The sequence below is a fragment of the Agrobacterium sp. fls2-241-TYG-188a genome (genome assembly GCF_030209845.1).
Genome location: NZ_JARVRD010000002.1, coordinates 1,093,231 through 1,115,561, shown reverse-complemented (window position 1 = coordinate 1,115,561; position 22,331 = coordinate 1,093,231). Strand labels below are relative to the sequence as shown.

Below are 22,331 nucleotides of genomic sequence, written 5' to 3'. Positions count from 1 at the left end.
GGAACATCCGTGTCCAGTAACCGCAAATTCTGTTCCGAGGCTTCTTCATGAACCAGTACGATCTCATTGTTGTCGGTAGCGGTCCTGCTGGCAGGCGCGCCGCCATTCAGGCCGCGAAGCTGGACAAGACTGTTCTGGTTATCGAAAAGGGTCGCCGCGTTGGCGGCGTGTCCGTTCATACCGGAACGATCCCATCCAAGACGATGCGCGAAACCGCACTCAATCTTTCCGGCTGGCGCGAGCGCGGTTTTTACGGCCGGTCCTACCGCGTCAAACAGGAAATCAGCGCGGAAGACCTTCGTCGCCGCCTGCTGATTACGCTGGATCACGAAGTCGATGTTCTGGAACATCAGTTCGCCCGTAACCGCGTAACCCATTTGCGCGGCAAGGCGACGTTTCTGACATCCGACACCATGGAGATCACCAAGGACGATGGCGAAGTCGTTGCAGTCAAAGGCAAAAGCATTCTGCTGGCCGTCGGCACCCGCCCCTTCCGGCCAGACTACATGCCCTTCGATGGAAAGACGGTCATCGACAGCGATGAACTGCTGGAGATGGAAAAGCTGCCACGCTCAATGGTGGTCATCGGCGCAGGCGTTATCGGCATTGAATATGCGACCATCTTCAGCGCGCTGGACACAGCTGTTACGCTGATCGATCCCAAGCCGACCATGCTGGATTTCATCGACAAGGAAATCGTCGAGGACTTCACCTACCAGCTGCGCGACAGAAACATGAAGCTGCTTCTTGGGCAAAAGGCCGACAAGGTGGAGCGCACCCCGGAAGGCAAGGTTGCCGTAACGCTGGATAGCGGGCGCACGCTGACAACAGAAATGGTGCTGTTTGCAGCTGGCCGCATGGGAGCGACCGACAGTTTGAACCTCGCCGCTGCGGGCCTTGAGGCAGACAGCCGTGGCCGCCTTTCCGTGAACCCGGAAACCTTTGAGACATCCGTACCTGGCATCTATGCCGCGGGCGATGTCATCGGCTTTCCAAGCCTCGCCTCCACCTCCATGGAACAGGGGCGAATCGCCGCTCGTGTCGCTGTAGGCGCCATTGCCATGGAACCCCAGAAGTATTTTCCTTACGGCATATATGCAGTGCCGGAAATTTCCACTTGCGGTCTTACCGAAGAGGAAATGAAGGAACGAGGCATTGCCTATGAATGCGGGATTGCCCGTTTCCGCGAAACATCTCGCGGTCACATCATGGGTCTGGATACCGGCCTGCTGAAGCTGATCTTCTCGCTGAAAACGCGCCGCCTGCTCGGTGTCCACATCGTGGGTGAAGGGGCGACCGAACTTGTCCATATCGGTCAGGCTGTGCTCAACCTCAAAGGCACTGTCGAATATTTCGTTGAAAACACCTTCAACTATCCGACGCTTGCCGAGGCATACAAGATTGCCGGTCTGGACGCCTGGAACCGGATGGGCGACATCAAGAACGAAAACGCGACGGTCTGACGTGACGGCGCGCGCTACCAACGAATGCTGTAGCGCGCGTTCACCGAGGGGCGAAAGCGATCCTCATCATTCTGGTTAATCTGCCCCGTGACGGTGAAGTTCTTGCCGAACTTCTGCTCTACCGCCACACTCGACTCGAACTCATCAAAGGTATCACGGGTGGCACCCGTTAGAACGAAGGCAGTTCCTGTCTGCGAACGCGTCAACCGGAGTGATTGCGACACATCCAGCCCGCTCCATTGCTGTGCGGTGCCATCGTAGCGAATCGTCATATTCCTGTTTGCCTCGAGATCGAGATCCGCAGTGGCGATGCGCTTCTGCGACGTCGTCACTGTCCAGGCACTTGAGCCCGTCAATGCATTCATCAAGACGGCAACATCGCTGGCGATCTTCGCTCCCGGCAGGTTGGAAGATAACAGCGTGATGTTGCCCCAGAATTTGACCGGCGTGTCTACCAGTGCCCCGCCCTCTGAGCCGACCATGCCCATTTCAAGACCGGCACGGATCGGGGTTTCAACGGGTAGTTTCGCACCGATTCGGGCGGAATAGGACTGATCGGAGTTCTTTGCAGGAGACCAGATAAGGCCGCGTTCCTGGGCATGAACGCCACCCGCTGACAAGAATAAAACTATGGCGCTGACGACAGCAGCGTGCAGGCCACGACGCATTTTACACATCATCTCTGTTCCTCAGGCCTGTCGCTGCACCGCCCCTGGGAGGCAAAACGGTGCTTGACGAAGGCTTGTGGCAATCGGTCTTTCCGGCTCGATTGCTTTGAGTTGGCAGATCACGCCCAATGGCTGTTTGAGAGCCATTTCCAAGTGAGCACATCTTCGATGGCTGCACCGGCGCGATGAAAATCATCCGGCGCAACGATGCTGTCGATAGCGCCAAATGGAGAGTTGAAACTGGGGCTTGATGCCGGGCCGCGATGTTTCGCGACGGATTTGCGACGAGCGTCTCGTGCAAATCAATGAGAAGAGTCTGCCAGATGAACGGGAGATGAACAAGAGCAGATGCAGCAAAAAGTCATTGTGCGCTGCATTGTGATCGTGGTGCTACGATGCAGACCCGAAATGGCATAGCTTCACCACCTCAGCCGGTTCTTGCAATGGCGGTGGCCCCGCTCCCTGCGGCCAAGCTTTCCAGCAACGGTGAAATGGCTTGGCCCGAGCCACACGGTCGCTGAAAAGCAAAAGGCCGCAGCTTTCGCCACGGCCCTTCAAAATCTTTTGCAGAAGAAGCTTATTCAGCGTCGCCTTCGGCGGCCTTCTTCTTTGCAGGAGCCTTCTTCTTAGGAGCGGCTTCTTCGCCTTCAGCGGCGTCGGCCTTGGCGGCTGCCTTCTTCTTGGCAGGCTTCTTCTCAGCCTTTTCACCTTCTTCAGAGTCGTCGGCCAGAAGCTCTTCCTTGGTAACGGTCTTGTCCGTTACCGAGATTTCGGTGAGCAGCTTGTCGATAACCTTCTCTTCGAAGATCGGAGCGCGAAGCGAGGCAGATGCGCCTGGGGTGTTGCGGAAGAAATCAAGAATTTCCTTCTGCTGGCCCGGGAACTGCTGCAGCTGCTGGAACAGCGCGCGCTGCATTTCTTCTTCGGTGACTTCTACGCCAGCCTTCTCGCCGATTTCGGAAAGAACGAGGCCGAGACGAACGCGACGCTCTGCAAGCTTGCGATATTCTTCGCGAGCTTCTTCTTCGGTCGTGTCTTCGTCAGCAAAGGTCTTGCCGGACTGTGCAAGGTCCGTGTTGATCTGACGCCAGATGTTTTCGAACTCTGCATCAACGAGACCAACCGGGGTTTCGAACTGGTAGACTTCGTCCAGCTGGTCGAGGATCTGGCGCTTGACCTTCTGGCGTGTGACGTTGCTGTACTGGCTTTCGATCTGGCCGCGAACGATTTCCTTCAACTTCTCAGCGGACTCAAGGCCCAGCTTGGAAGCAAGTTCATCGTTGATTTCAACGGCGGCAGCAGAAGCAACTTCCTTGACCGTGATGTCGAAGACGGCTTCCTTGCCAGCAAGGTTTGCAGCCGGATATTCCGTTGGGAAGGTAACGGTGATCGCCTTCTCATCGCCAGCCTTTACGCCAACCAGCTGGTCTTCGAAGCCAGGAATGAAGCGACCGGAACCGATGACCAGTTCTGCGTCGTCAGCAGCGCCACCTTCAAAAGCAACGCCATCGACCTTGCCGAGGTAGTTCATGGTGACGCGGTCGCCTTCAGCGGCCTTGCCATCCTTGGTCTCGTATGTGCGGGCGCTTTCAGCAATCTTCAGGATCTGCTCGTTGATTTCGTCTTCTGTGACTTCAACGACTTCACGCGTAACCTTGATGCCTTCATTCGACTTCAGCTCGATGGCCGGAATGACTTCGTAGGCGAGCGTGAATTCCAGGTCGCTTTCTGCGGCCAGGATCTTTTCAGCTTCAGCCTGATCTTCGGTCATGGAGATTGCCGGCTGCGTTGCAGACTTTTCGCCGCGACCGGAAATGATTTCGGAAGGCTTGTCGCGAACGAGTTCGTTGACGAGATCGGCCATGATCGACTTGCCGTACATCTTCTTGAGATGAGCAACCGGTACCTTGCCGGGACGGAAGCCGTTGATGCGAACCTTGTCCTTCGCGTCGATCAGGCGCTCATCGAGGCGAGCCTTCATATCGGCGGCCGGAATAACGACCTTGATTTCGCGCTTCAGCCCTTCAGCGAGCGTTTCGATAACCTGCATTTTCATACCTTCACATCATGGCGGCGGTGCTCAGACAGCCGTTGGTTTACTTTCGAGCACAGCGCCGGAACCTAAATTCACCGGCCGTGGCTATATAAAATCCATGCACAAGCATTTTGCCGGGCAAAAACTGCACTTGAGCCAGAGAAGCGGCGAAGCAAACTTCACACATTCTTCCCGGCGATTCATGTGGTGCGGGTAGAGGGACTCGAACCCCCACAACTCTCGTCGCCAGAACCTAAATCTGGTGCGTCTACCAATTCCGCCATACCCGCGCTCTTGAATCCTGCATAAACAACATCTGGCACATGAGGCCTTCCGGAGCGCGCGTCTCTATATCACCCGTTTCCGGGAGCGCAAAGGAAAAATGACGGTTTTACGTCGCTATTTGCTCTGTCTCATCGCGGAAATGGCAATATGTATAAGCCACGATGGAAAGTTTGGTGACGGCGCATTCCGATTAGGCCGTCCGACCCATGCGAGTCGCCCATCTGTATGCACCCCTCCGCTGCTATCAGCTTGCCAGCCACTACTCTCCCACTGGGCCTCATGAGAGTGCGTCGCATTCGCGCAGTTTACGTCTCGAATGACGACAAATTATGCAATTGTTAACAAAACCGCATCGTTCCGGGCATATGCAATGCGTCTGGTGCATAGGTGGCATACTTCATTGTCTGTTTTTGTTTCTTCTAAACCGATTATATTCCGGTTCAGCAAATTGAGTTCGGGCCGACCCAAGCGGCGCCGACACACGAACGAAGGAAACGATCATGAACATCACCCGCTCGCTGAACAACTGGCGCAAGTATCGTCAGACCGTAAACGAACTTGGTCGCATGAGCGACCGCGAACTGAGCGACCTCGGCATCGGCCGCAGCGACATCCGTCGCGTTGCACGTACAGCTGTAGGCATCTAATACCGCTTCGCAGCACTCGCTGCGGCGCATATAGAACAGCTAAAAAAGGTCTTGAGCTTCGGCTCCGGGCCTTTTTCTTTTTTGGCAAAAATCTGCCTCCGACCGCTCAATCTTACCCGCCTAAAAATAACGCACCATCGTCTAATAGATGCAAAAATATGCGACACATTGCACAAACGCATGGCAGTCGCCTAAAATCTGCACTCCACATCACTGCGTTGCATATGTATATACACATCAACAGCAGAGAGCGCAGCGAACTGAGCCTCCGCAACAAAGTTTGAAAATTAACCGAACCTAGATTGAGGCAAATATCATGAACCCTATCCGTATCGCTAAGAACTGGATGAGCTACCGCCGCACGATGAACGAACTTGGCAACCTTTCCAGCCAGGCTCTGAACGACATCGGTCTGACACGCTACGACATTCGCAACGTTGCATCCCGTTCGTTCCGCTAATCAGCGTATCCCGTCTGCCTGCCGACCGACCTCCCACGGAAGCAGACAGACCGAGCGACAGGTAATCGAAATCGGCGCCATTGGCGCCGTTTTTGATTCCGGGTGGTTATTCACCGGTACCCGCTCCCTTTTTCAAAAGCCTGCTCGCCGCACTTCTCTCCAAAGCCGCCATTTTTGACCACGCAAGCTGCTCGCGCTTGCCACGCTTGACAATCTGCAAGATGCACCTACATATTAGAACATAAAGTGAACATATGGAGTTGCAGCCATGAACGCAGCAGATAGAACCATTGAGCACGCAATGTCGCTGGTAGCGCAGTCGCGCAGCCTTCGTGAAAGAGCTTTGGAGCGCCGACGCGAGTTACAGCGACAGGCCGAAATGGTGACAGCAAAGCCAGTCTATATCTTGAAGAAGAAGGGTGGGAGACAATTGTCTCTGCGGCTTGATAGCTGACACATCGTTGGCGACTGGATCATCGGGTCGCTTCAGGTCGGTTGATGTCGGCGCTTCGACATCGCATTGGCAGCAAACAAAAATCCCGCGCAGGCTTGTGACCGCACGGGATTTCTCAAAACTGTATCGTGCATCGGATTATTGCATACGCTGAAGGGCTGACTGCGGGGAAGCAACTGCTGTTTCTGTCGCGCCGGGCAATCTGTCCGTCTTGCGCAGAACCATGATTGGCTTCTGTGCTGGTTCCGTCGGAGGCGTGATGCTTGCGGTCTTAAATTCACGATCCACAGGTATGGATGCGTTGATCTTTTCATGAGCGATGCAATCGGCAAATGCCGCCGGGGCAGAAAAGCCGATCATGGCTGCGATTACGAGAATTGTCTTCATGTCATTCTCCCATCTTTTGTATTGGTGAAATATTGCGACTTTGCTGCGGTATTTTAAATAACGCGGTCGGGTTAGGCATTGCCCAAAGCTGCTAGCTATTTTGGGCGACAAGTCTATTTTTCAGAGAACGCCGAAAAATCATTGCGACGTAAGTACCTCTAAGAGGAACAATCAACGGCTTATATGTAGAGGTCACGGCGCTATTAGCTGCCTGTAACGTACGCCTGTTATCTGAACTGTTTTGCGACTTCATGTCACCTCTCCTTCATGCTGAACAAACGGAAGGAAAGGTCTTTGGTTCCTGTGGCGCGTTAGTAAAGGTTAACAATTATAGCTGAAAAGCTTCAACACGCATTCACGGATGCGTGTAAAGGGCATATGGGCTGAGATTTTAGCCGGGAAGTATCAGAGATCGAGCGTGCCGGTAGCAATGCGCACAGCGTGACCACCAATTCTGGCGCGGGAAATTTCGTTTTCTTTCACGTCCATGATCAGGTGAATATGCGAAGGCCGCCCCATCTCGACGCCCTGCTCTATCATGAGCGGATAATGACCATCCGACAGTCCATCGAAATGGTGGATGGCGCCCGAAAGAGCGGCAACTGCAGCGCCTGTAGCAGGGTCTTCGGCGATTCCCATATCCGGCGAAAACATGCGGGCATGAAATTTTGCAGCATGGTGAACACCGCCGCGACAATAGAGATAGGCAGATGTCAGGCGGCCCTCGACCAAAGGAGCTGACTTGACCCAAAGCCCGGCATCGAAATCAACCTCTTCCATGGCAGCGAGGTTATGCACGGGTATGGTCAGAAACGGTACACCGGCTGTCCAGATTGAAGACACGTGGTTCTCGAAGCCGATTTGCGATGTGGCGAGACCAATGGCATCGGCCAACTGTGCTTGGTCCAGTGGGAGATGAACGCGAGAGGATTTTCGTGGCAGATCGAACTCGGCGAAGCCAGGCTCCCCCTGACGGATGCGAATTGCGCAACGAACCGGTCCGACCTTCTCCTCAAGCACAGCAACCATATCGACATCATCGTCAGGATGATTCGCCTCTGCTATGGCAATCGCGGTTCCGACTGTCGGATGTCCGGCGAAGGGCAGTTCAGACGCGGGCGTGAAAATTCTCAGCGATGCAGCATAGGCAGGATTGTCCGATTTCCCCACGAAGACGGTTTCCGACAGGTTCATTTCCCGTGCGATGGCCTGCATCGCCGCGTCATCGAGGTTTTCTGCTCCAAACATGACAGCGAGTGGATTTCCGGCCAGTTTCTGCCGCGTGAAAACGTCGTAGATGCTGTAACTGATGGCCACATCCCGCTCCTGCAGTTCCGCTTGTCGCGCAAACTGCCCGACCTCTTCGCCGTCCGCAACCCCGTTTGGGAACCGTTGGCGAAGAAGCTGTGGACTTTCTCGGCGTTGGGCGGCCATTCATCGGGTCATTCCCGATGAGTGCCTTAAAGAGCTTGTCCTGACCGTGGGTCATCATGTACCAAAGACCGTCAACAGGGGTGACGGCATGTCGCGTTCAACACAGCCATTATGTTTTGTAGCCTCGACCACGGACGACGCCCAGGCCGCAAGACAAGAGCTGATCGAGCTTTATGGAAATGCCGCGTTTGACGAAGCCGAGGTCATTGTCGTGCTCGGTGGCGATGGCTTCATGCTGCAGGTTCTCAACGAGACGATGAATTCCGGCAAGCGGGTCTACGGCATGAATCGCGGCTCCGTCGGTTTTCTGATGAATGATTACCGGGTCAAGGATTTGCCCAGACGGATTTCCGTTGCCACCGGAAACGACTTCCACCCGTTGCGCATGACCACAACAGACGGAAATGGCGATGAGTTCTCTGCGCTGGCCATGAATGAAGTCAGCCTGTTTCGCCAATCCCATCAGGCCGCGAAGTTGCGGGTGGATGTGGACGGCAAAACGCGCCTCGAAGAACTCATCTGCGATGGCATGATGGTGGCGACGCCAGCCGGATCAACAGCCTATAACTTCTCCGCCCATGGCCCGATCTTACCCCTGGAATCGCCTCTGCTCGCGCTGACCCCTGTCAGTGCCTTTCGCCCTCGCCGCTGGCGTGGAGCCTTGCTGCCTAATAATGTCACGGTGGACATTCACGTTCTGGAAAGCGAAAAGCGGCCCGTCAATGCCGTGGCAGACCACACCGAGGTAAAGTCGGTGCAGACGGTTCGCATCGCGCAGTCTGAGGACAGAACTGCAAAAATCCTTTCGGACCCGGACAGGTCGTGGTCTGACAGAGTCCTTGCCGAACAGTTTACGAATTGAAATAGTAGAATGATGAAAACACTCCTTACCATCGCCTTCCTTGCCGCCAGCAGCTATTGCGTCCAGGCGCAGACGACAGGCATCGAAGCCCTGCCGACCTCAACCATTTTTGTGGCGAGCAGCGGCATGTGGGAACAGGACGCCTTGCCCCAGAAGGAAGGCCAGCAGAATGCGGCGGGTACGCGCGGCTATTACAAGATTGCCGCCATGCGTCAGGCAGACGGAACAGCCAAGATCTATCTTCAACGCATTGCCTATACCGCAGGCGGCCCACAGCTTGTGGAAACCGTGGAGCTTGAAGAATTTGCACAGATGAAGGCTTACGTGACCGATGTAAGACCGGAAAGCTCCAACGGCGCTTCCGACGTACCGGGCCTTTTCGTGACCGTCCACCTGAAGACCGATCCGAAGCAGAAAGAGGCGGATGCCTGGACCGTCCTTATTGACGAACTGGGCGACATGAAAATCGAGAAAGCGTCGAACTAAGCCGTCGCTCGGTACCTTCGTCCGTGTTAGAGCCCTAGATCATCCGGCCCTTCCAAAACCGCACCGAAGTGATGTTTCCAAAGTCGCGCACCCAGGGCCCCCGAGCGATCAAGGCTTGAGCCGACAGTCAGCCAGGGGATGAGCGTGGGATGCAGCCCCGCATCGAACAGCGCAAAGCCAGCCGCAAGAACGCAGGTATCGGCCTGAATGCCGCATACGAGAACCCGATCGGGCGTTAAGGACAGGAGATAGTCCACAGCCTCGCGCGTTGGCGCATAGCCGTGTTTTATAAAAACGCGATCGGCAGGCACCAGCGATGTATCAGAGGGTCCCGGTTTCCAGCCAAGCTGGCGCTCGAAGGGTGTAATGCTTTCATCGTGCTGCTCGACGCTGGCAACACTGGGCATGTGTCTTGCAAGGCTGGCAATGTCTTCGACGAGCTTGCCGGGCGGATTGAAGCTTGGTTGGACATCGACGATATACAGCACCTGCTTCACATTCATCTCCGCACTGGATCGAGATTGCCGTCTGGACGGTCAACCATTTCACAACGTGGCCGACGTTTCATTCAAAAATGCCTCCCGCAAGGGCTTGCGGGAGGCATCATTCTGGACTTCTTTTTCAGCGATCAGTCGATATCGCTGACTTCGACATTGGCACCACCGCTGATGCGGTGAGCAAGTGCCGCTTCCATGAACTCGTTGAGATCGCCATCAAGGACGTTGCTGGGTGCTGTGCTTTCCACACCGGTGCGCAAGTCCTTGACCAGCTGGTAAGGCTGCAACACGTAAGAGCGGATCTGGTGACCCCAACCGATATCGGTCTTGGAAGCCGCCTGCGCATTGGCCGCGTCTTCACGCTTTTGAAGTTCGACTTCGTAAAGGCGCGAACGCAGCATTTCCCAGGCCTTCGCACGGTTTTTGTGCTGCGAGCGTTCCTGCTGGCAGGCAACCGCGATACCGGTTGGAATATGGGTGATACGCACCGCAGAGTCCGTGGTGTTGACGTGTTGGCCGCCAGCGCCTGACGAACGATAGGTATCGATGCGGCAGTCGCTTTCATTGATGTCGATCTGGATCGAGTCATCAACGACCGGGTAAACCCAGATGGACGAGAAGGATGTATGGCGACGCGCATTGCTGTCATAGGGAGAGATACGAACGAGGCGGTGAACGCCGGATTCGGTCTTCATCCAGCCAAAAGCATTGTGGCCCTTGACGAGAATCGTTGCGGACTTGATGCCTGCTTCTTCGCCTTCATGAACTTCCAGAACCTCGACCTTAAAGCCCTGACGTTCCGCCCAGCGCGTGTACATGCGCAGCAGGATGTTTGCCCAATCCTGGCTTTCCGTGCCGCCGGCTCCCGAGTGCACTTCGACATAGGTGTCGTTGGCATCCGCTTCGCCCGAGAGCATGGCTTCAACCTGACGGCGGTTGGCCTCGTTCTTCAGCGCCTTGAGAGCATCTTCGGCTTCCTTGACGATGTCAGCATCGCCTTCGGCCTCGCCCATTTCGATCAGCTCGACATTGTCGTTGACCTGCTGTTCGAGTGCCTTCACGCCATTGATCGATTCATCCAGCTGTTGACGCTCGCGCATCAGCTTCTGGGCTTCGGTGGCATCATTCCAGAGGTTTGGATCCTCTGCCTTGTTGTTCAACCAGTCCAGTCGTCTTATCGCCTGGTCCCAGTCAAAGATGCCTCCTCAGCAGGCTTATGGCCTGCCTGATTTCGTCGACTACATTCACGATCTCATTGCGCATGTCGCAGATACTTCGCTTTCATGGAATTGCTATTAAACTCGATGGGCTGAATAAATGCGAGGGGCGCGGATGTAAAGCCCGCGCCCCTCGCCTTTCCATCAATTGAAATTAATAGAGGCCGCCGCCACCGCCGGTGATGGCCTGCTGGGCCTGCGGTGAAGCGCGCAGAATATCTTCCTGAGACATGGCGCCATCCATACCAATCACGTTGAAGCTGCTGGCCGGGCCTGTTCCTGGTTTAAAGGCTTCCATGATCGTATCTGGCTCACCTTCCATTGCGGCCATGCCGGTCTTGCGATTGACAGCTATGAACTGCATTCCGTTCGGCACGATGAACTTGCTTGGCTGCAAATGCTTGGACGCCTGCGCAATAAATTCTCCGAAGATTGGCGCAGCGAGAGACCCACCGGTGCCCCCACGGCCCAAGGGCGCAGGGCTGTCGAAACCGATATAAAGACCGGCAACGAGGTCCGGCGTATAGCCTACGAACCACGCATCCTTTTCGTCGTTGGTGGTACCGGTCTTGCCGGCGACCGGAAGGTCGACCTTGATCTTGCCTGCTGCCGTACCGCGCTGCACGACGCCCTGAAGCATCGACGTCGTCTGATAGGCCGTCATGGGATCGAGAACCTGCTCGCGATTATCGACGATCGTCGGCTCATCCTGGTTCTGCCAGTTGGTCGCATTGCAACCCTCGCAGCCACGCTCCTCGTGACGGAAGATCGTCTTGCCGTACCGGTCCTGAATGCGGTCGATAACTGTCGGATTGATCTGCTTGCCACCGTTGGCGATAACGGAATAGGCCGAGACCATCCGCATGACAGTCGTTTCACCGGAACCAAGCGACATGGCGAGCAATGGCGGCATCTTGTCGTAAATGCCGAAGCGTTCGGCATATTCAGCAACCAGATTCATGCCCATGTCTTGAGCCAGACGAACGGTCATGAGGTTGCGCGACTTTTCGATACCGAGGCGCAGCGTGGACGGGCCAGCCGATTCTCCACCATAGTTCTGCGGACGCCAGACTTGACCGCCGGATACGACTTCCAGGGGCGCATCCATCACCACCGAGGCAGGCGTATAGCCATTATCCAAAGCTGCTGCGTAGATGAACGGCTTGAAGGATGAGCCTGGCTGACGCATGGCCTGCGTTGCCCGGTTGAATTCGGACTGCGCATAGGAGAAGCCGCCAACCATTGCCAGAACACGACCCGTGTGCGGGTCCATGACCACCATGCCGCCCTGCACCTTGGGTGGCTGGCGCAAACGGTAGTCGTCACCCTTGTCGGAAAGCGGTTCCGCATAAATGACATCGCCGGTTTTCAGGACACCTGTCGGTGATTTTGCGGTTGCCCGCTGGCCCTTGGAATCGCGATAGGCCCATTTCATGTTTTCCGGCTTGATGCGTCCGCGGGTGCGAAGATCAGGATTGTCGCTGTCGTTATCGGGCCGCAGGCCGATATCCACGCCCTCTGCAGAGACAGCCAGAACAACTGCCATTCTCCACTCGGGTACGTCTCGCAACGGCTTCAGCTTGGACAGAGCCTCGCTCCAGTTGCCGCTGGTTTCGATCTGATCAACGGCTCCATGGAAGCCGCGGCGCTCGTCATAATCCAGCAAACCATCCTGAAGTGCCTTGCGGGCTTCCATCTGGATATCGGGATCGAACGAGGTACGGACGGAAAGGCCGCCTTCCAGCAACGCCTTCTCACCGTATTTCTCAACGATCTGGCGACGCGCCTCTTCGGAGAAATAATCGGAGGCTGCAATATGGCTACCGCCACGGCGAATGTTCACGCCAAGCGGCTGTGTCTTGGCGTCCGCAGCATCAGCCTGCGTGATGTAGCCGTTTTCAGCCATACGGTCGATAACCCAGTTACGACGCTCGACAGCTGCCTTTTCGCGGCGGATGGGGTGATAGTTGGCGGGACCCTTGGGAAGTGCTGCCAGATATGCCGTCTCGGCAATCGTCAGTTCCGTCACGGACTTGTTGAAATAGGTCAGCGCTGCGCTGGCGATACCATAGGAGTTTTGCCCGAAGAAAATCTCGTTGAGATAAAGCTCGAGAATCTTGTCCTTGCTGTAGGCCTGTTCGATGCGGAAGGACAGGATCGCCTCTTTCGCCTTGCGCTCCATCGTCTGTTCATTGGTCAACAGAAAGTTTTTGGCGACCTGCTGCGTAATGGTCGAGCCGCCCTGCGTCGGACCGCCCGTGACATAAGCAACGGCGGCGCGGGCAAAGCCGGTCACGTCGATACCGGGGTGCTGGTAGAAATTCTTGTCTTCGGCGGAGAGAAACGCTGCCTTGACACGATCCGGCACGGCCTGAATGGGCAGGAAGAGACGTCGCTGCTTGGCATACTCGGCCATCAACGCACCGTTGCCCGCATGAACGCGGGTTGTCACCGGCGGCTCATAACTGTTCAGCACAGCATAGTCAGGAAGATCCTTCGTTATCGTCACCAAATAAATGGCGATACCAGCAGCCACCACAAGGAACAGCATACTGGCCAAGCCGAAGAAATATCCAATAAGTCTGATCATATTAAGCTACCGATACTTCGAATCGTAACTGGTGCGCCCGCGTCACGCGCGCATTCTTGCATATAGCGTGCCGTTTTGCACACCGCTTCCTCGATGACAAGCTGCCAATAGGGGCATTCTCTTATATGTTACCGTATGCCGCGTTTTTCCTTCACGGAATGCGCGGACATCACCATCGATTCCTGATGCCGAGTAACGTCTTGAATGTGAGTAAAATAGGGCCCGAAGCCGATATTCTCTCAGGAGCGTGAGGAGTTGACCCGTTTTCAACAGATGGGTCGCGCAGATGTCACACCCGCGTCGGTGCCAAGATCAGCGCCGGTTAATCGCCCTACCCGCCGTTAGCCAGAGCCTGTGCACGATACTTCGTTACCGCGACGGCAAGCGTATCGGCCACTTTTGCGCGCCAGTTGTCGTCAAGCAGCAGTTTCTCGTCTTCCGGATTGGAAAGGAAACCAAGTTCCAGCAGAACAGATGGAACGTCATGGGCACGCAACACCTGAAACCCGGCATAGCGATGCGGATTATTGATGAGGCCGACCTGTCCTTCAAAGGACTTCACGATGTTTTCCGCAAGCGTAACCGAGAACGCCTGCGTTTCGCGACGGGTGAAGTCGAGCAGAATATCGGCGACTTCAGGCTGGGCATTCGGGACCGCGACGCCCGCAATCTGATCCGAGAGGTTTTCACGCTCGGCAAGGTTTTGCGCCATGCGGTCTGAAGCGCGGTCGGAGATCGTATAAACGGTCGCGCCGCGAATATCCTTCTGCTTCAACGTATCGGCATGAACGGAAATAAAGAGATTTGCATTCTGCTGGCGGGCCAGTGTGACGCGCTCGGAAAGCGCAAGGAACACATCGTCGTCTCTGGTCAGGAAAGCCTTGATGCCGGGAATCTTGTTCAGTCGTTCGGTCAGCTGTTTGGCAAAGGTCAGCGTAATGACTTTTTCATCCGTTCCAGTAACGCCGCCCTTCGCGCCCGCATCAATACCACCATGGCCTGCGTCTACGGCGATCATGAAGTCGGACTGGCGACTGGTTTTCGGCATGATATCAGGCGTGACAGAAGCCGTCGTTGCTGGCGCGAGAGCCTGCCAGTTCTGGTTCTTGAGAAGATCGGCAAATTTCTGCTTTGTCGCGATTTCCGTATCCAGCACGAAACGAAACAGTTTCCCGTCTTCCTCCGATTTCGTTTCTGCAATCGCGACCTGAACGGGCTTCTTTGCGGTCAGGACAAGGCGGGCGCTCCCCTCACCCATGCTGCCAAAGCGTATGTCGCTAAAAAGGCCGGTCGGAGCGAGGTCTTTGGTTGGAAAGGAAAAGCCCACCGCCGGGAAGTCGACAACGATACGGGCGGGCGAATCGAGATAGTGAACCTCGAATTCCGGCTCCTGATTGAAATCCAGCACGATGCGCGTGCGTGCCTCGTCACCGATGATGCGTGCCGCGTTTGCTATAAGAGATGGCGGCGAGTCGGTGGCGGCTGCAACCAGCGGCATGGATGAGGCAGATAACGAAGCCAGCGTCAGAATGCAGACGATTCGGCGTCGTCGGACAGCATTCAGCACTCCAATCGCACCATCGATCATGTTTTTTAAGGTCGCCAACATCGTGTCCGTAATTCAGTCAAGGCAACCCGAAAAGCCGCCATGAAATGCCCTATCGTCGCATTTATATCAGCCAGAATGGCCTGATTTGCGATGCCGCGCAACAATCGCAGCCCTTAGTGAAGCAATTCTTAACCACCAAATTCCACCAATGATATGGCATATTTAGCCACCCTATTGCTATTATGACAGATAAAACATACAACATGATTGAGGGTTAAAAGTGTTGACGGGATAGACGCCCGCCGGCTGCCAATCGACCAAAGACGCTGGCGCTGTAAAATCGGGCAATCATCTGCCGTCGCTGCATTTTTCTCCTGAAACTGGATCAATTCTGGCCGTGGCCAGAACAATACCCGGTGGCACGCCACCGCACGCTCGAGGAGAGCATTTTCATCGGATCCTTCGGGGTCTATTTATTATAGTCGTTCTCGCTTGGCCAATGATGTCGTTGCAGCAGCTTTCATATGAACCGGATACCAGGAGCAGGCATCATGCTTTGCCAGTTGTCCGGATGCTGCCAGTTTACAGACGCCGGGCAAGAAACTTCATATCCGGCACACCCTTGAACATAGATGAAAGGCCTGTCCTTGTGGCGGGCCTGTTCTCGTATAAGACAGGGCTGCGCCGAGGAGCACAGCTTACATGGCAGACAAAATGCTTATCGACGCCTCCCATGAAGAGGAGACGCGCGTTGTAGTTGTTCGTGGAAACAGAATTGAGGAATTCGATTTTGAATCCGAACACAAGAAGCAGATCCGCGGCAATATCTATCTTGCCAAGGTCACACGCGTAGAACCATCCCTTCAGGCAGCTTTCGTCGATTACGGCGGCAATCGTCACGGATTTCTGGCCTTCGCCGAAATTCATCCCGACTACTATCAGATCCCGCTGGCCGACAGACAGGCGCTGCTGAGAGCGGAAGCAGAAGACCATCGTCGTGGCGATGACTTCGAGCCAGCCGATGCGCCAAATGACGCCCACTCCCCCGCCATCGATCTTTCGCAGGTTGATCAGCCCGATATCGGCATCGTACCCGTAACTGAGCCCGCCGCTGAAGACGGAGTAACGGCACAGGCTTCCACGGTTGAAGCTGCCGAAGCGGAAGTCGACGCTGCGCCGGATGTTGCGGCCGCGGACATCGTTGCTGAAGAAACACCGGCAGAAGAAGAAAAGCCAAAGAAGCGCGTTCGCCGCCCCCGTACCAAGAAGAAGACGGAGACGGACGAAATTTCCGCCGACGCAGCTTCCTCTGAGGACGGTTCGGACGACGACGGCAGCAAGGGCGGCGAAATGGCCGCTATGGTTGACACCGACTCGATTTCCGAAGAAGTCGAAGGGCTTGGCCGTCGCAACGACGATGATGACGACGACGATGATGACGATCATCACGAAAAGGAAGTCATCGAGTCCGTCGGTGCGGAAGATGCAATGGAAGAAGTTCCGGATCGCATTTCCCGCAAGCCACGCAAGCAGTACCGTATTCAGGAAGTCATCAAGCGCCGCCAGATTCTTCTGGTCCAGGTCGCAAAAGAAGAGCGCGGCAATAAGGGCGCAGCTCTGACAACCTATCTTTCGCTTGCAGGTCGTTACTCGGTTCTGATGCCAAACACGGCACGTGGCGGCGGCATTTCGCGCAAGATCACGCAGCCAACAGACCGCAAGCGCCTGAAGGAAATCGCGCGCGATCTGGAAGTGCCGCAGGGCATGGGCGTCATTCTGCGTACCGCAGGTGCCAACCGCACCCGCGTCGAAATCAAGCGCGACTTCGAATATCTGATGCGCCTGTGGGAAAACGTCCGCACGCTGACGCTGAATTCCACCGCACCTTGCCTCGTTTATGAGGAAGGTTCGCTGATCAAGCGTTCGATCCGCGATCTCTACAACAAGGATATCAGCGAGATCATCGTGTCTGGCGAAGAAGGCTATCGTGAAGCGAAAGACTTCATGAAGATGCTGATGCCGAGCCACGCCAAGGTGGTTCAGCCCTATCGCGATATTCACCCGATCTTCTCGCGCTCCGGCATCGAAGCGCAGCTCGACCGTATGCTGCAGCCTCAGGTGACGTTGAAGTCCGGTGGCTACCTCATCATCAACCAGACGGAAGCGCTGGTTTCCATCGACGTGAACTCTGGTCGTTCGACCCGTGAGCATTCCATCGAAGAAACCGCTGTTCAGACGAACCTGGAAGCAGCGGAAGAAGTGGCCCGCCAGCTGCGCCTTCGCGACCTTGCCGGTCTCGTCGTCATCGACTTCATCGATATGGAAGAGAAGCGCAACAATCGCGCCGTCGAAAAGAAGCTCAAGGATTGCCTGAAAAACGACCGCGCCCGCATTCAGGTTGGCCGGATCTCGCATTTCGGCCTTCTGGAAATGTCGCGCCAGCGTATCCGCGCCTCGGTACTGGAGTCGACTACACAGGTTTGCTCGCATTGCGGCGGCACAGGCCATGTCCGCTCCGAATCCTCCATCGCCCTGCATGTTCTGCGCGGCGTGGAAGAATATCTGCTGCGAAACACGACCCACAACATCACGGTTCGCTGCACACCAGAGACTGCCCTTTACCTGCTCAACCACAAGCGTGGTACCATCGTTGATTATGAAGGCCGCTTCGGTGTCGCCATCATCATCGCAGCCGATGCCAGCGTCGGTGCACAGCACTTCGCCATCGATCGTGGTGAAGCTGTCGAAAACCCGGTCAAGATCGAAAGCCTCATCCAGATGCTTCCCGAAATAGAGGAAGACGAGGACGACATCATCATCGAAGCCGATGAGGATGACGAAGAGGAAGAGATCGTAAAGGCAGAGGCAAGCGAACCGCGGCAGCCACAGGCCGACAATGGCGAAGATGGCAAGCGCAAGCGCAAGCGTCGCCGTCGCCGTCGCGGCAAGGGCGCTGGCCAGAACGGTCAGGAATCGCAGTCTGAGGCCGGTGACGACACATCATCCGACGATCAGGACGAGGATGGCGATAGCGATCAGGACGAGGACGCAACCGTCTCCGCTGAAAATGGCGCAGAAGCTGCTGGCTCTGAAGAAAACAGACGCAAGCGTCGCCGTCGTGGCAAGCGCGGCGGTCGTCGCAATCGCGATGAGAACGGCGAGATGATCGAAGAAAACGGCGCTGAGGCGGAAGCCGAGCCCGAGACCTCCGATATGGTCGAAGACGGTGCAGCTGCCGCTGCCATTGAAGGCGTAGACCAGCCCGCAGTTGCGGCGGCTGTCGAAGCCGAAGCGGCAACGCCGACTGTTGAAGAGACCGAAAAGCCAAAGAAGCCGCGCCGGACCCGCAAGGCAAAGGAAAAGGTTGGCGATGTTGCAGAGGTTGAAGCAGCGCCTGCTGTCGCTTCCGAAGCTCCTGTTGCTGCACCTGCCGTTGAAACGGTCGAGCCGGTTGTAGTGGATACCACTGTTGCGGAAGTTGCCATCGAGGAAGCCGGTCAAGCATCGGCCGATCTCGGCAACGAGGCTCCTGCTGCGGAACCAGCCAAGGCGGTCCGCGCTAACCGTGGCGACAACGTCTCTTCCTCAGAGCCGGTCGTCACCTCCGCGACGAACGAAGGCGGAGAAGGCGATCAGTCCAAGCCCCGCAAGGGCGGCTGGTGGCAAAGACGCGGCTTTTTCTAAGGCGTAGTTTATCACTAAAAAAGATTGGGGCTCCGCATTGCGGGGCCTCTTCTGTTTTCGGGCTAGAGCACGTTCATTTCACTCAAGTTCATATCCCATGATCTGAACTCGCTGGTGCATTTCTGCCCCTCGAACAGCGCGACGGTCTGTCCGACCGTATTCCGTACGCCCTAAAACGTCGCTCAGCTTTGGCGCGCGAGGCTGCCTTAAGCCTGCCAATCGCCTTCTTGATGGGATGAAGTCAGGGCAGTAAATGGAATCTAGAGCAATCGGCATCCTGAACTTCAACTGCTTGACCCATGCGCACTGCCTTGTGCGCGAGCAGATTTCGATGATGCCGATGCAGCCCGGCGCCAAGGTGGGAATGAGAACCTGTCGCCGATAGGCTTGAAATGCGGCCCTCTTAATCGCCGTCCGGGCCATGGACGCGTTTACGCCGGTAGCACGCGTGATAGAGGTCGAGCTGGCCATCGTATCAGCCCCGGCGACACTGGAGGAGGTCGTGCGATCCTTCTGCAATGCCTGGGCCGTCTTGTTTCAGTTTCCGACTGCTCTTCAAGGCCGGATATCGAGCACCCTACGGCCAATGGAAACGGCTCTTTCATCGTGCAATCGCAGGACCGTTTCGTCGAAGGAACGTCCTTTACCTCTCCGATCATGCCGGTGAAGAAGTCCCGGCGGGCATCGAACGCGTTTCCGCGTTCAATGGACCCGCATCAGAGGAACGGGATTGCACCGCCGTTCGGCAAATCAGGCGCTCCAGTCACCCACCAACTCTATGAGGGTGTAGCCGGTGACGGGTTTTCCGCCATAGGTGCCTGTGATATTCGCAACTCCCTCATATTTGGGTTGAACAGGCGACGCGACTTCCTGATCGAGCATGACGGCGGCGACTTCGAGCACGCAATCGAGAGCCGGAACATTGACTTTGAAGCGGGTAGGATAGCGCTGACCGGAGGCTGTGCTTGTCCAGAATTCGCTGGCATTATCGGCCAGCGGCTCCAGCGCAGCAATGATATGCGTACCATCTTGACGAAGTGCGGTAACCCAACCGTGGCGCTCGCCCGATAGCTCTATATCCCAAAGGCCGAGTGCAATGCCGTTGCTGAGGTTGAGGTCCATCCACACCCATTTGTAGGAGGATCCGACGAGTGCCCGGTGCCCTTCTTCCATGATGCCGCGCGAAATAAGCCATTGGCGATCAAACCAGAACTCTCCCGTCAGATCGTGGCGGACACCATCGAGCGTGATCCAGCCAGATCCCTTGCCCCAGGGAATGGAATATTGGACGGTGGGCAAGCTATCCACGCAATTGAAAACACCGGAGCCGCCATTCATCATGATGTGCCCAGGAAATTCCGCCGTGAAATCAAGTGCGCCCCAACCGAATTCCGCCTGGGCGTGCACCGAGCGGTGATCTCCTTCGATGGTGGAAGTCGGGGTAACGATCTGCATGCGGTCCGTTGCCAACGTTACCTCGCCTGCCGAATGAACCCGCTCTTCGCTTCGGTATTCGAGACGCGACAGATCCGTGATGTTGAGGATGCTGGCGATCTCCACCGGCTGCCCGGGGGCAGAACGCACCAGCTGGTGAACAAGGCAATTGAATTTGTGGCCAGTTGCGGTTTCAAGGTAGCCACTCAGGAACCACGAGTTGCTGTGTTGATCCGGGCGAAAGGCAAGGCTTCCAACGGGATCAAAAAGCGGTGGGCACAATTCATTGACTGCTTTCACCCGCTGCGCGGCCATTTTCTGCGGAGCGTTTGTCTCCGATGCAGATATAGGCTTCGATATATTAGAATTACTCATGATGTCACCTCAAAGGTTAGAAATATAGATAAATTCTAAATGCCAATGGGGTGAACACAGGAAGCGAAGACCCCGTGATTTCAATCTGAAACATAGTATAATGTAGTTCGATTTGACGTAAATCAAACGGATTTTCGTTTTTATCAAAATTTAATTACATAGATTACTTGTACTTAAACTTCAAATAGAGGCCTGGAACAATATTAGACATTGATACTCGATCAGCCAGCACGGTTAGCCGCCAAGTCTGAAATGCGGGATTGCCTGAGCGCTCCGGTAAATCTTGTCGCCGCCTAAAGCCCGTGCGGAATCGGAGTCGTTCCACAAATGGTGCGATCATGGCTGAATGCTGGCTCAATCCGCGTGAGTTGGACATGGATGGAAGAACTTCATCCAACGTCGCCTAAATCTCCACTCACTGGCAGATGACTGCAGCTGGCACGAATTGCTTTTCGCAGCCCCTGAAAGCAAAAAAGCCGCCTCGTACCCGAAGCGGCTTCTTGATGTTGTGACAGCTGATGTCACGGAAGATGAATGCTCACTCGTCGCGATAAACTTTTTCGCGGCGCTCGTGGCGTTCCTGGGCTTCGATGGAGAGTGTGGCAATGGGGCGGGCATCAAGTCTCTTGATACCGATTGGCTCCCCTGTCTCTTCGCAGTAACCGTAGGTGCCGTCTTCGATCCGCTGAAGTGCAGCATCGATCTTGGAGATCAGCTTTCGCTGTCTGTCGCGCGCCCGAAGCTCGATGGCGCGGTCTGTTTCGGAAGATGCTCTATCCGCGAGATCCGGATGATTGGCGCTTTCCTCAGCGAGGTGCCCCAGGGTCTCTCTTGCTTCTCGCAAAATGTCATTTTTCCAACCAATGAGCTTCGACCTGAAGTAGGCTCGCTGGTTGGCATTCATGAACTCGTCGGCTTCCGAGAGCACATAGTTGCTAAGATCGATCTTCTCACTCACGCGATTCTCCTCGAAGAACATCTCATATTGCGCGGGTATACTCCAATGGCGTATCGCCGTTCAAGTGCGCAAAACGCTTTTCAAGCATTTTTAAATCTGTCACAAAATTCAGCTAAACGATTATTTTTTATGCTTTATTCGCAGAACACGAATTATTTCTTCGATCACGTTATCAGGACTTGTCTATACCGCTCGCCACTTGCGGCTCGCCACTTTAATCCTGTAAAGCTATCTTGAGATGTTTGCCGCTAGACAGGAAAGCCGGAAATGCCAGTGCTCCAACCGCCACCTTTCCGGGTATATCTGATGCGCCACGCGCGCGCTGCCTGGCCTGCACCAGGTGGTCGCGACTTCGACAGACCGCTCGATAACGCGGGCTACGCCGAGGCCGAACTTATCGCCGACAAGGCTGCCGACAAAGGCTTTACGCCGGACGTTGTGCTAAGCTCAACCGCACTGAGATGCCGTGAGACCGCGCAGGCCGTGCGCAGAGCCTTCAATGATACATTCGAAGTCTCCTATGTGGACGAAATGTACAATGCCGAGGCGGCTCTTTATCTGGCCCTGATTTCCGCCCAAACAATGAGTCAGTCCGTCATGCTGGTAGGCCATAACCCTGCCATGGAAGCCGCACTGGAAACATTTATCGGCCAGCAGAAAATGGCGGCGCTCTTGCCAATGGGCTTTCCGACGGCTGGCCTTGCAGTCCTCGACGCCAAGTCCGAGCAATACGCTAGCGGCGTCACCTGGACGCTCAGCGAATTTCTAGCTCCCTGAAGGCTTGGCATTTTCGAAACTTTCCTTGCGCTTCTTTTTTGAGCAGCGGCCGACACTATATGTTTTCAC

18 protein-coding genes and 1 tRNA gene are annotated in these 22,331 nt (G+C 55.6%); 8 read left to right on the top strand and 11 right to left on the bottom strand.

What is annotated here, in order from left to right; genetic code table 11:
- Positions 1-47: 47 nt before the first annotated feature.
- The gene (sthA, locus tag QRN85_RS12135; RefSeq protein ID WP_062589759.1) at positions 48-1,463 is read left to right on the top strand and encodes a Si-specific NAD(P)(+) transhydrogenase; all 1,416 of its coding nucleotides are present in this window, start codon (positions 48-50) and stop codon (positions 1,461-1,463) included.
- Positions 1,464-1,477: 14 nt separating this feature from the next.
- Here sthA and QRN85_RS12130 read toward each other — a convergent pair whose 3' ends face one another.
- The 3 genes from QRN85_RS12130 to QRN85_RS12120 all read right to left on the bottom strand — a co-directional run bounded on the left by QRN85_RS12130 (position 1,478) and on the right by QRN85_RS12120 (position 4,456).
- Positions 1,478-2,131 carry a hypothetical protein gene (locus QRN85_RS12130; protein WP_502870781.1) on the bottom strand — a complete coding sequence of 218 codons (654 nt, stop codon included), beginning with the start codon at positions 2,129-2,131 and terminating at the stop codon, positions 1,478-1,480.
- 577 nt (positions 2,132-2,708) lie between these two features.
- On the bottom strand, positions 2,709-4,181 hold the full coding sequence (gene tig / locus QRN85_RS12125; protein WP_062589761.1) for a trigger factor: 1,473 nt from the start codon (positions 4,179-4,181) through the stop codon (positions 2,709-2,711).
- Positions 4,182-4,371: 190 nt separating this feature from the next.
- Positions 4,372-4,456: transfer RNA gene (locus QRN85_RS12120), tRNA-Leu, on the bottom strand.
- A 495-nt stretch (positions 4,457-4,951) separates the two neighbouring features.
- On the opposite strand from QRN85_RS12120, the gene QRN85_RS12115 reads away from it, so the two are divergent.
- The 3 genes from QRN85_RS12115 (at position 4,952) to QRN85_RS12105 (ending at position 6,012) form a co-directional block, all read left to right on the top strand.
- Entirely contained in the window at positions 4,952-5,098 is a 147-nt protein-coding gene (locus QRN85_RS12115) for a DUF1127 domain-containing protein (protein ID WP_082469784.1), read from the top strand.
- A gap of 316 nt (positions 5,099-5,414) precedes the next feature.
- The gene (locus tag QRN85_RS12110; RefSeq protein ID WP_082469785.1) at positions 5,415-5,558 is read left to right on the top strand and encodes a DUF1127 domain-containing protein; all 144 of its coding nucleotides are present in this window, start codon (positions 5,415-5,417) and stop codon (positions 5,556-5,558) included.
- 268 nt (positions 5,559-5,826) lie between these two features.
- Entirely contained in the window at positions 5,827-6,012 is a 186-nt protein-coding gene (locus QRN85_RS12105; RefSeq protein ID WP_062589762.1) for a hypothetical protein, read from the top strand.
- A 138-nt stretch (positions 6,013-6,150) separates the two neighbouring features.
- Here the strand turns inward: QRN85_RS12105 and QRN85_RS12100 are convergent, their stop codons facing one another.
- Both QRN85_RS12100 and QRN85_RS12095 read right to left on the bottom strand, forming a co-directional pair.
- Positions 6,151-6,399: a hypothetical protein gene (locus tag QRN85_RS12100; protein ID WP_062589763.1), complete on the bottom strand. Its 249-nt coding sequence runs from the start codon at positions 6,397-6,399 to the stop codon at positions 6,151-6,153.
- A 405-nt stretch (positions 6,400-6,804) separates the two neighbouring features.
- A complete protein-coding gene (locus tag QRN85_RS12095) occupies positions 6,805-7,716 on the bottom strand; it encodes a PhzF family phenazine biosynthesis protein (RefSeq protein ID WP_062589912.1) in 912 nt (303 codons plus the stop codon).
- 205 nt (positions 7,717-7,921) lie between these two features.
- On the opposite strand from QRN85_RS12095, the gene QRN85_RS12090 reads away from it, so the two are divergent.
- Positions 7,922-8,695, top strand: a complete 774-nt coding sequence (locus QRN85_RS12090; RefSeq protein ID WP_062589764.1) for an NAD kinase — start codon at positions 7,922-7,924, stop codon at positions 8,693-8,695.
- A 9-nt stretch (positions 8,696-8,704) separates the two neighbouring features.
- Complete coding sequence (locus QRN85_RS12085) at positions 8,705-9,181, top strand: hypothetical protein (RefSeq protein WP_284758228.1); 477 nt, start codon at positions 8,705-8,707, stop codon at positions 9,179-9,181.
- A gap of 26 nt (positions 9,182-9,207) precedes the next feature.
- Here the strand turns inward: QRN85_RS12085 and QRN85_RS12080 are convergent, their stop codons facing one another.
- The 4 genes from QRN85_RS12080 to QRN85_RS12065 form a co-directional block, all read right to left on the bottom strand.
- Complete coding sequence (locus QRN85_RS12080) at positions 9,208-9,678, bottom strand: isochorismatase family protein (RefSeq protein ID WP_284758227.1); 471 nt, start codon at positions 9,676-9,678, stop codon at positions 9,208-9,210.
- 131 nt (positions 9,679-9,809) lie between these two features.
- Positions 9,810-10,941 (bottom strand): peptide chain release factor 2 gene (gene prfB, locus QRN85_RS12075; protein WP_162238096.1). Its coding sequence is split into 2 segments (ribosomal slippage): positions 9,810-10,871 and positions 10,873-10,941, totalling 1,131 coding nucleotides; the frame shifts between segments, so codons are not numbered across the junction.
- 108 nt (positions 10,942-11,049) lie between these two features.
- The gene (locus QRN85_RS12070) at positions 11,050-13,485 is read right to left on the bottom strand and encodes a penicillin-binding protein 1A (RefSeq protein ID WP_062589767.1); all 2,436 of its coding nucleotides are present in this window, start codon (positions 13,483-13,485) and stop codon (positions 11,050-11,052) included.
- Between the two features lie 331 nt (positions 13,486-13,816).
- Positions 13,817-14,983, bottom strand: a complete 1,167-nt coding sequence (locus QRN85_RS12065; protein WP_244475526.1) for an N-acetylmuramoyl-L-alanine amidase — start codon at positions 14,981-14,983, stop codon at positions 13,817-13,819.
- 753 nt (positions 14,984-15,736) lie between these two features.
- On the opposite strand from QRN85_RS12065, the gene QRN85_RS12060 reads away from it, so the two are divergent.
- Positions 15,737-18,718, top strand: a complete 2,982-nt coding sequence (locus QRN85_RS12060) for an Rne/Rng family ribonuclease (RefSeq protein WP_284758225.1) — start codon at positions 15,737-15,739, stop codon at positions 18,716-18,718.
- A gap of 750 nt (positions 18,719-19,468) precedes the next feature.
- Here the strand turns inward: QRN85_RS12060 and QRN85_RS12055 are convergent.
- Positions 19,469-20,527: a lipocalin-like domain-containing protein gene (locus tag QRN85_RS12055; RefSeq protein WP_284758223.1), complete on the bottom strand. Its 1,059-nt coding sequence runs from the start codon at positions 20,525-20,527 to the stop codon at positions 19,469-19,471.
- A 538-nt stretch (positions 20,528-21,065) separates the two neighbouring features.
- Positions 21,066-21,485, bottom strand: coding sequence for an RNA polymerase-binding protein DksA (dksA, locus tag QRN85_RS12050; protein ID WP_112963781.1), 420 nt, complete (start codon positions 21,483-21,485; stop codon positions 21,066-21,068).
- 267 nt (positions 21,486-21,752) lie between these two features.
- Here dksA and QRN85_RS12045 point away from each other — a divergent pair, with 267 nt between their 5' ends.
- The gene (locus QRN85_RS12045) at positions 21,753-22,262 is read left to right on the top strand and encodes a SixA phosphatase family protein (protein WP_284758219.1); all 510 of its coding nucleotides are present in this window, start codon (positions 21,753-21,755) and stop codon (positions 22,260-22,262) included.
- Positions 22,263-22,331 lie beyond the last annotated feature (69 nt).

What these genes read in the sequence shown, in the direction of transcription:
- sthA (WP_062589759.1), top strand. Translation starts at nt 48, where the DNA reads ATGAACCAGTACGATCTCATTGTTGTCGGTAGCGGTCCTGCTGGCAGG.
- QRN85_RS12130 (WP_502870781.1), bottom strand. Translation starts at nt 2,131, where the DNA reads ATGCGTCGTGGCCTGCACGCTGCTGTCGTCAGCGCCATAGTTTTATTC.
- tig (WP_062589761.1), bottom strand. Translation starts at nt 4,181, where the DNA reads ATGCAGGTTATCGAAACGCTCGCTGAAGGGCTGAAGCGCGAAATCAAG.
- QRN85_RS12115 (WP_082469784.1), top strand. Translation starts at nt 4,952, where the DNA reads ATGAACATCACCCGCTCGCTGAACAACTGGCGCAAGTATCGTCAGACC.
- QRN85_RS12110 (WP_082469785.1), top strand. Translation starts at nt 5,415, where the DNA reads ATGAACCCTATCCGTATCGCTAAGAACTGGATGAGCTACCGCCGCACG.
- QRN85_RS12105 (WP_062589762.1), top strand. Translation starts at nt 5,827, where the DNA reads ATGAACGCAGCAGATAGAACCATTGAGCACGCAATGTCGCTGGTAGCG.
- QRN85_RS12100 (WP_062589763.1), bottom strand. Translation starts at nt 6,399, where the DNA reads ATGAAGACAATTCTCGTAATCGCAGCCATGATCGGCTTTTCTGCCCCG.
- QRN85_RS12090 (WP_062589764.1), top strand. Translation starts at nt 7,922, where the DNA reads ATGTCGCGTTCAACACAGCCATTATGTTTTGTAGCCTCGACCACGGAC.
- QRN85_RS12085 (WP_284758228.1), top strand. Translation starts at nt 8,705, where the DNA reads ATGATGAAAACACTCCTTACCATCGCCTTCCTTGCCGCCAGCAGCTAT.
- QRN85_RS12070 (WP_062589767.1), bottom strand. Translation starts at nt 13,485, where the DNA reads ATGATCAGACTTATTGGATATTTCTTCGGCTTGGCCAGTATGCTGTTC.
- QRN85_RS12065 (WP_244475526.1), bottom strand. Translation starts at nt 14,983, where the DNA reads ATGCCGCTGGTTGCAGCCGCCACCGACTCGCCGCCATCTCTTATAGCA.
- QRN85_RS12060 (WP_284758225.1), top strand. Translation starts at nt 15,737, where the DNA reads ATGGCAGACAAAATGCTTATCGACGCCTCCCATGAAGAGGAGACGCGC.
- QRN85_RS12055 (WP_284758223.1), bottom strand. Translation starts at nt 20,527, where the DNA reads ATGAGTAATTCTAATATATCGAAGCCTATATCTGCATCGGAGACAAAC.
- QRN85_RS12045 (WP_284758219.1), top strand. Translation starts at nt 21,753, where the DNA reads ATGCCAGTGCTCCAACCGCCACCTTTCCGGGTATATCTGATGCGCCAC.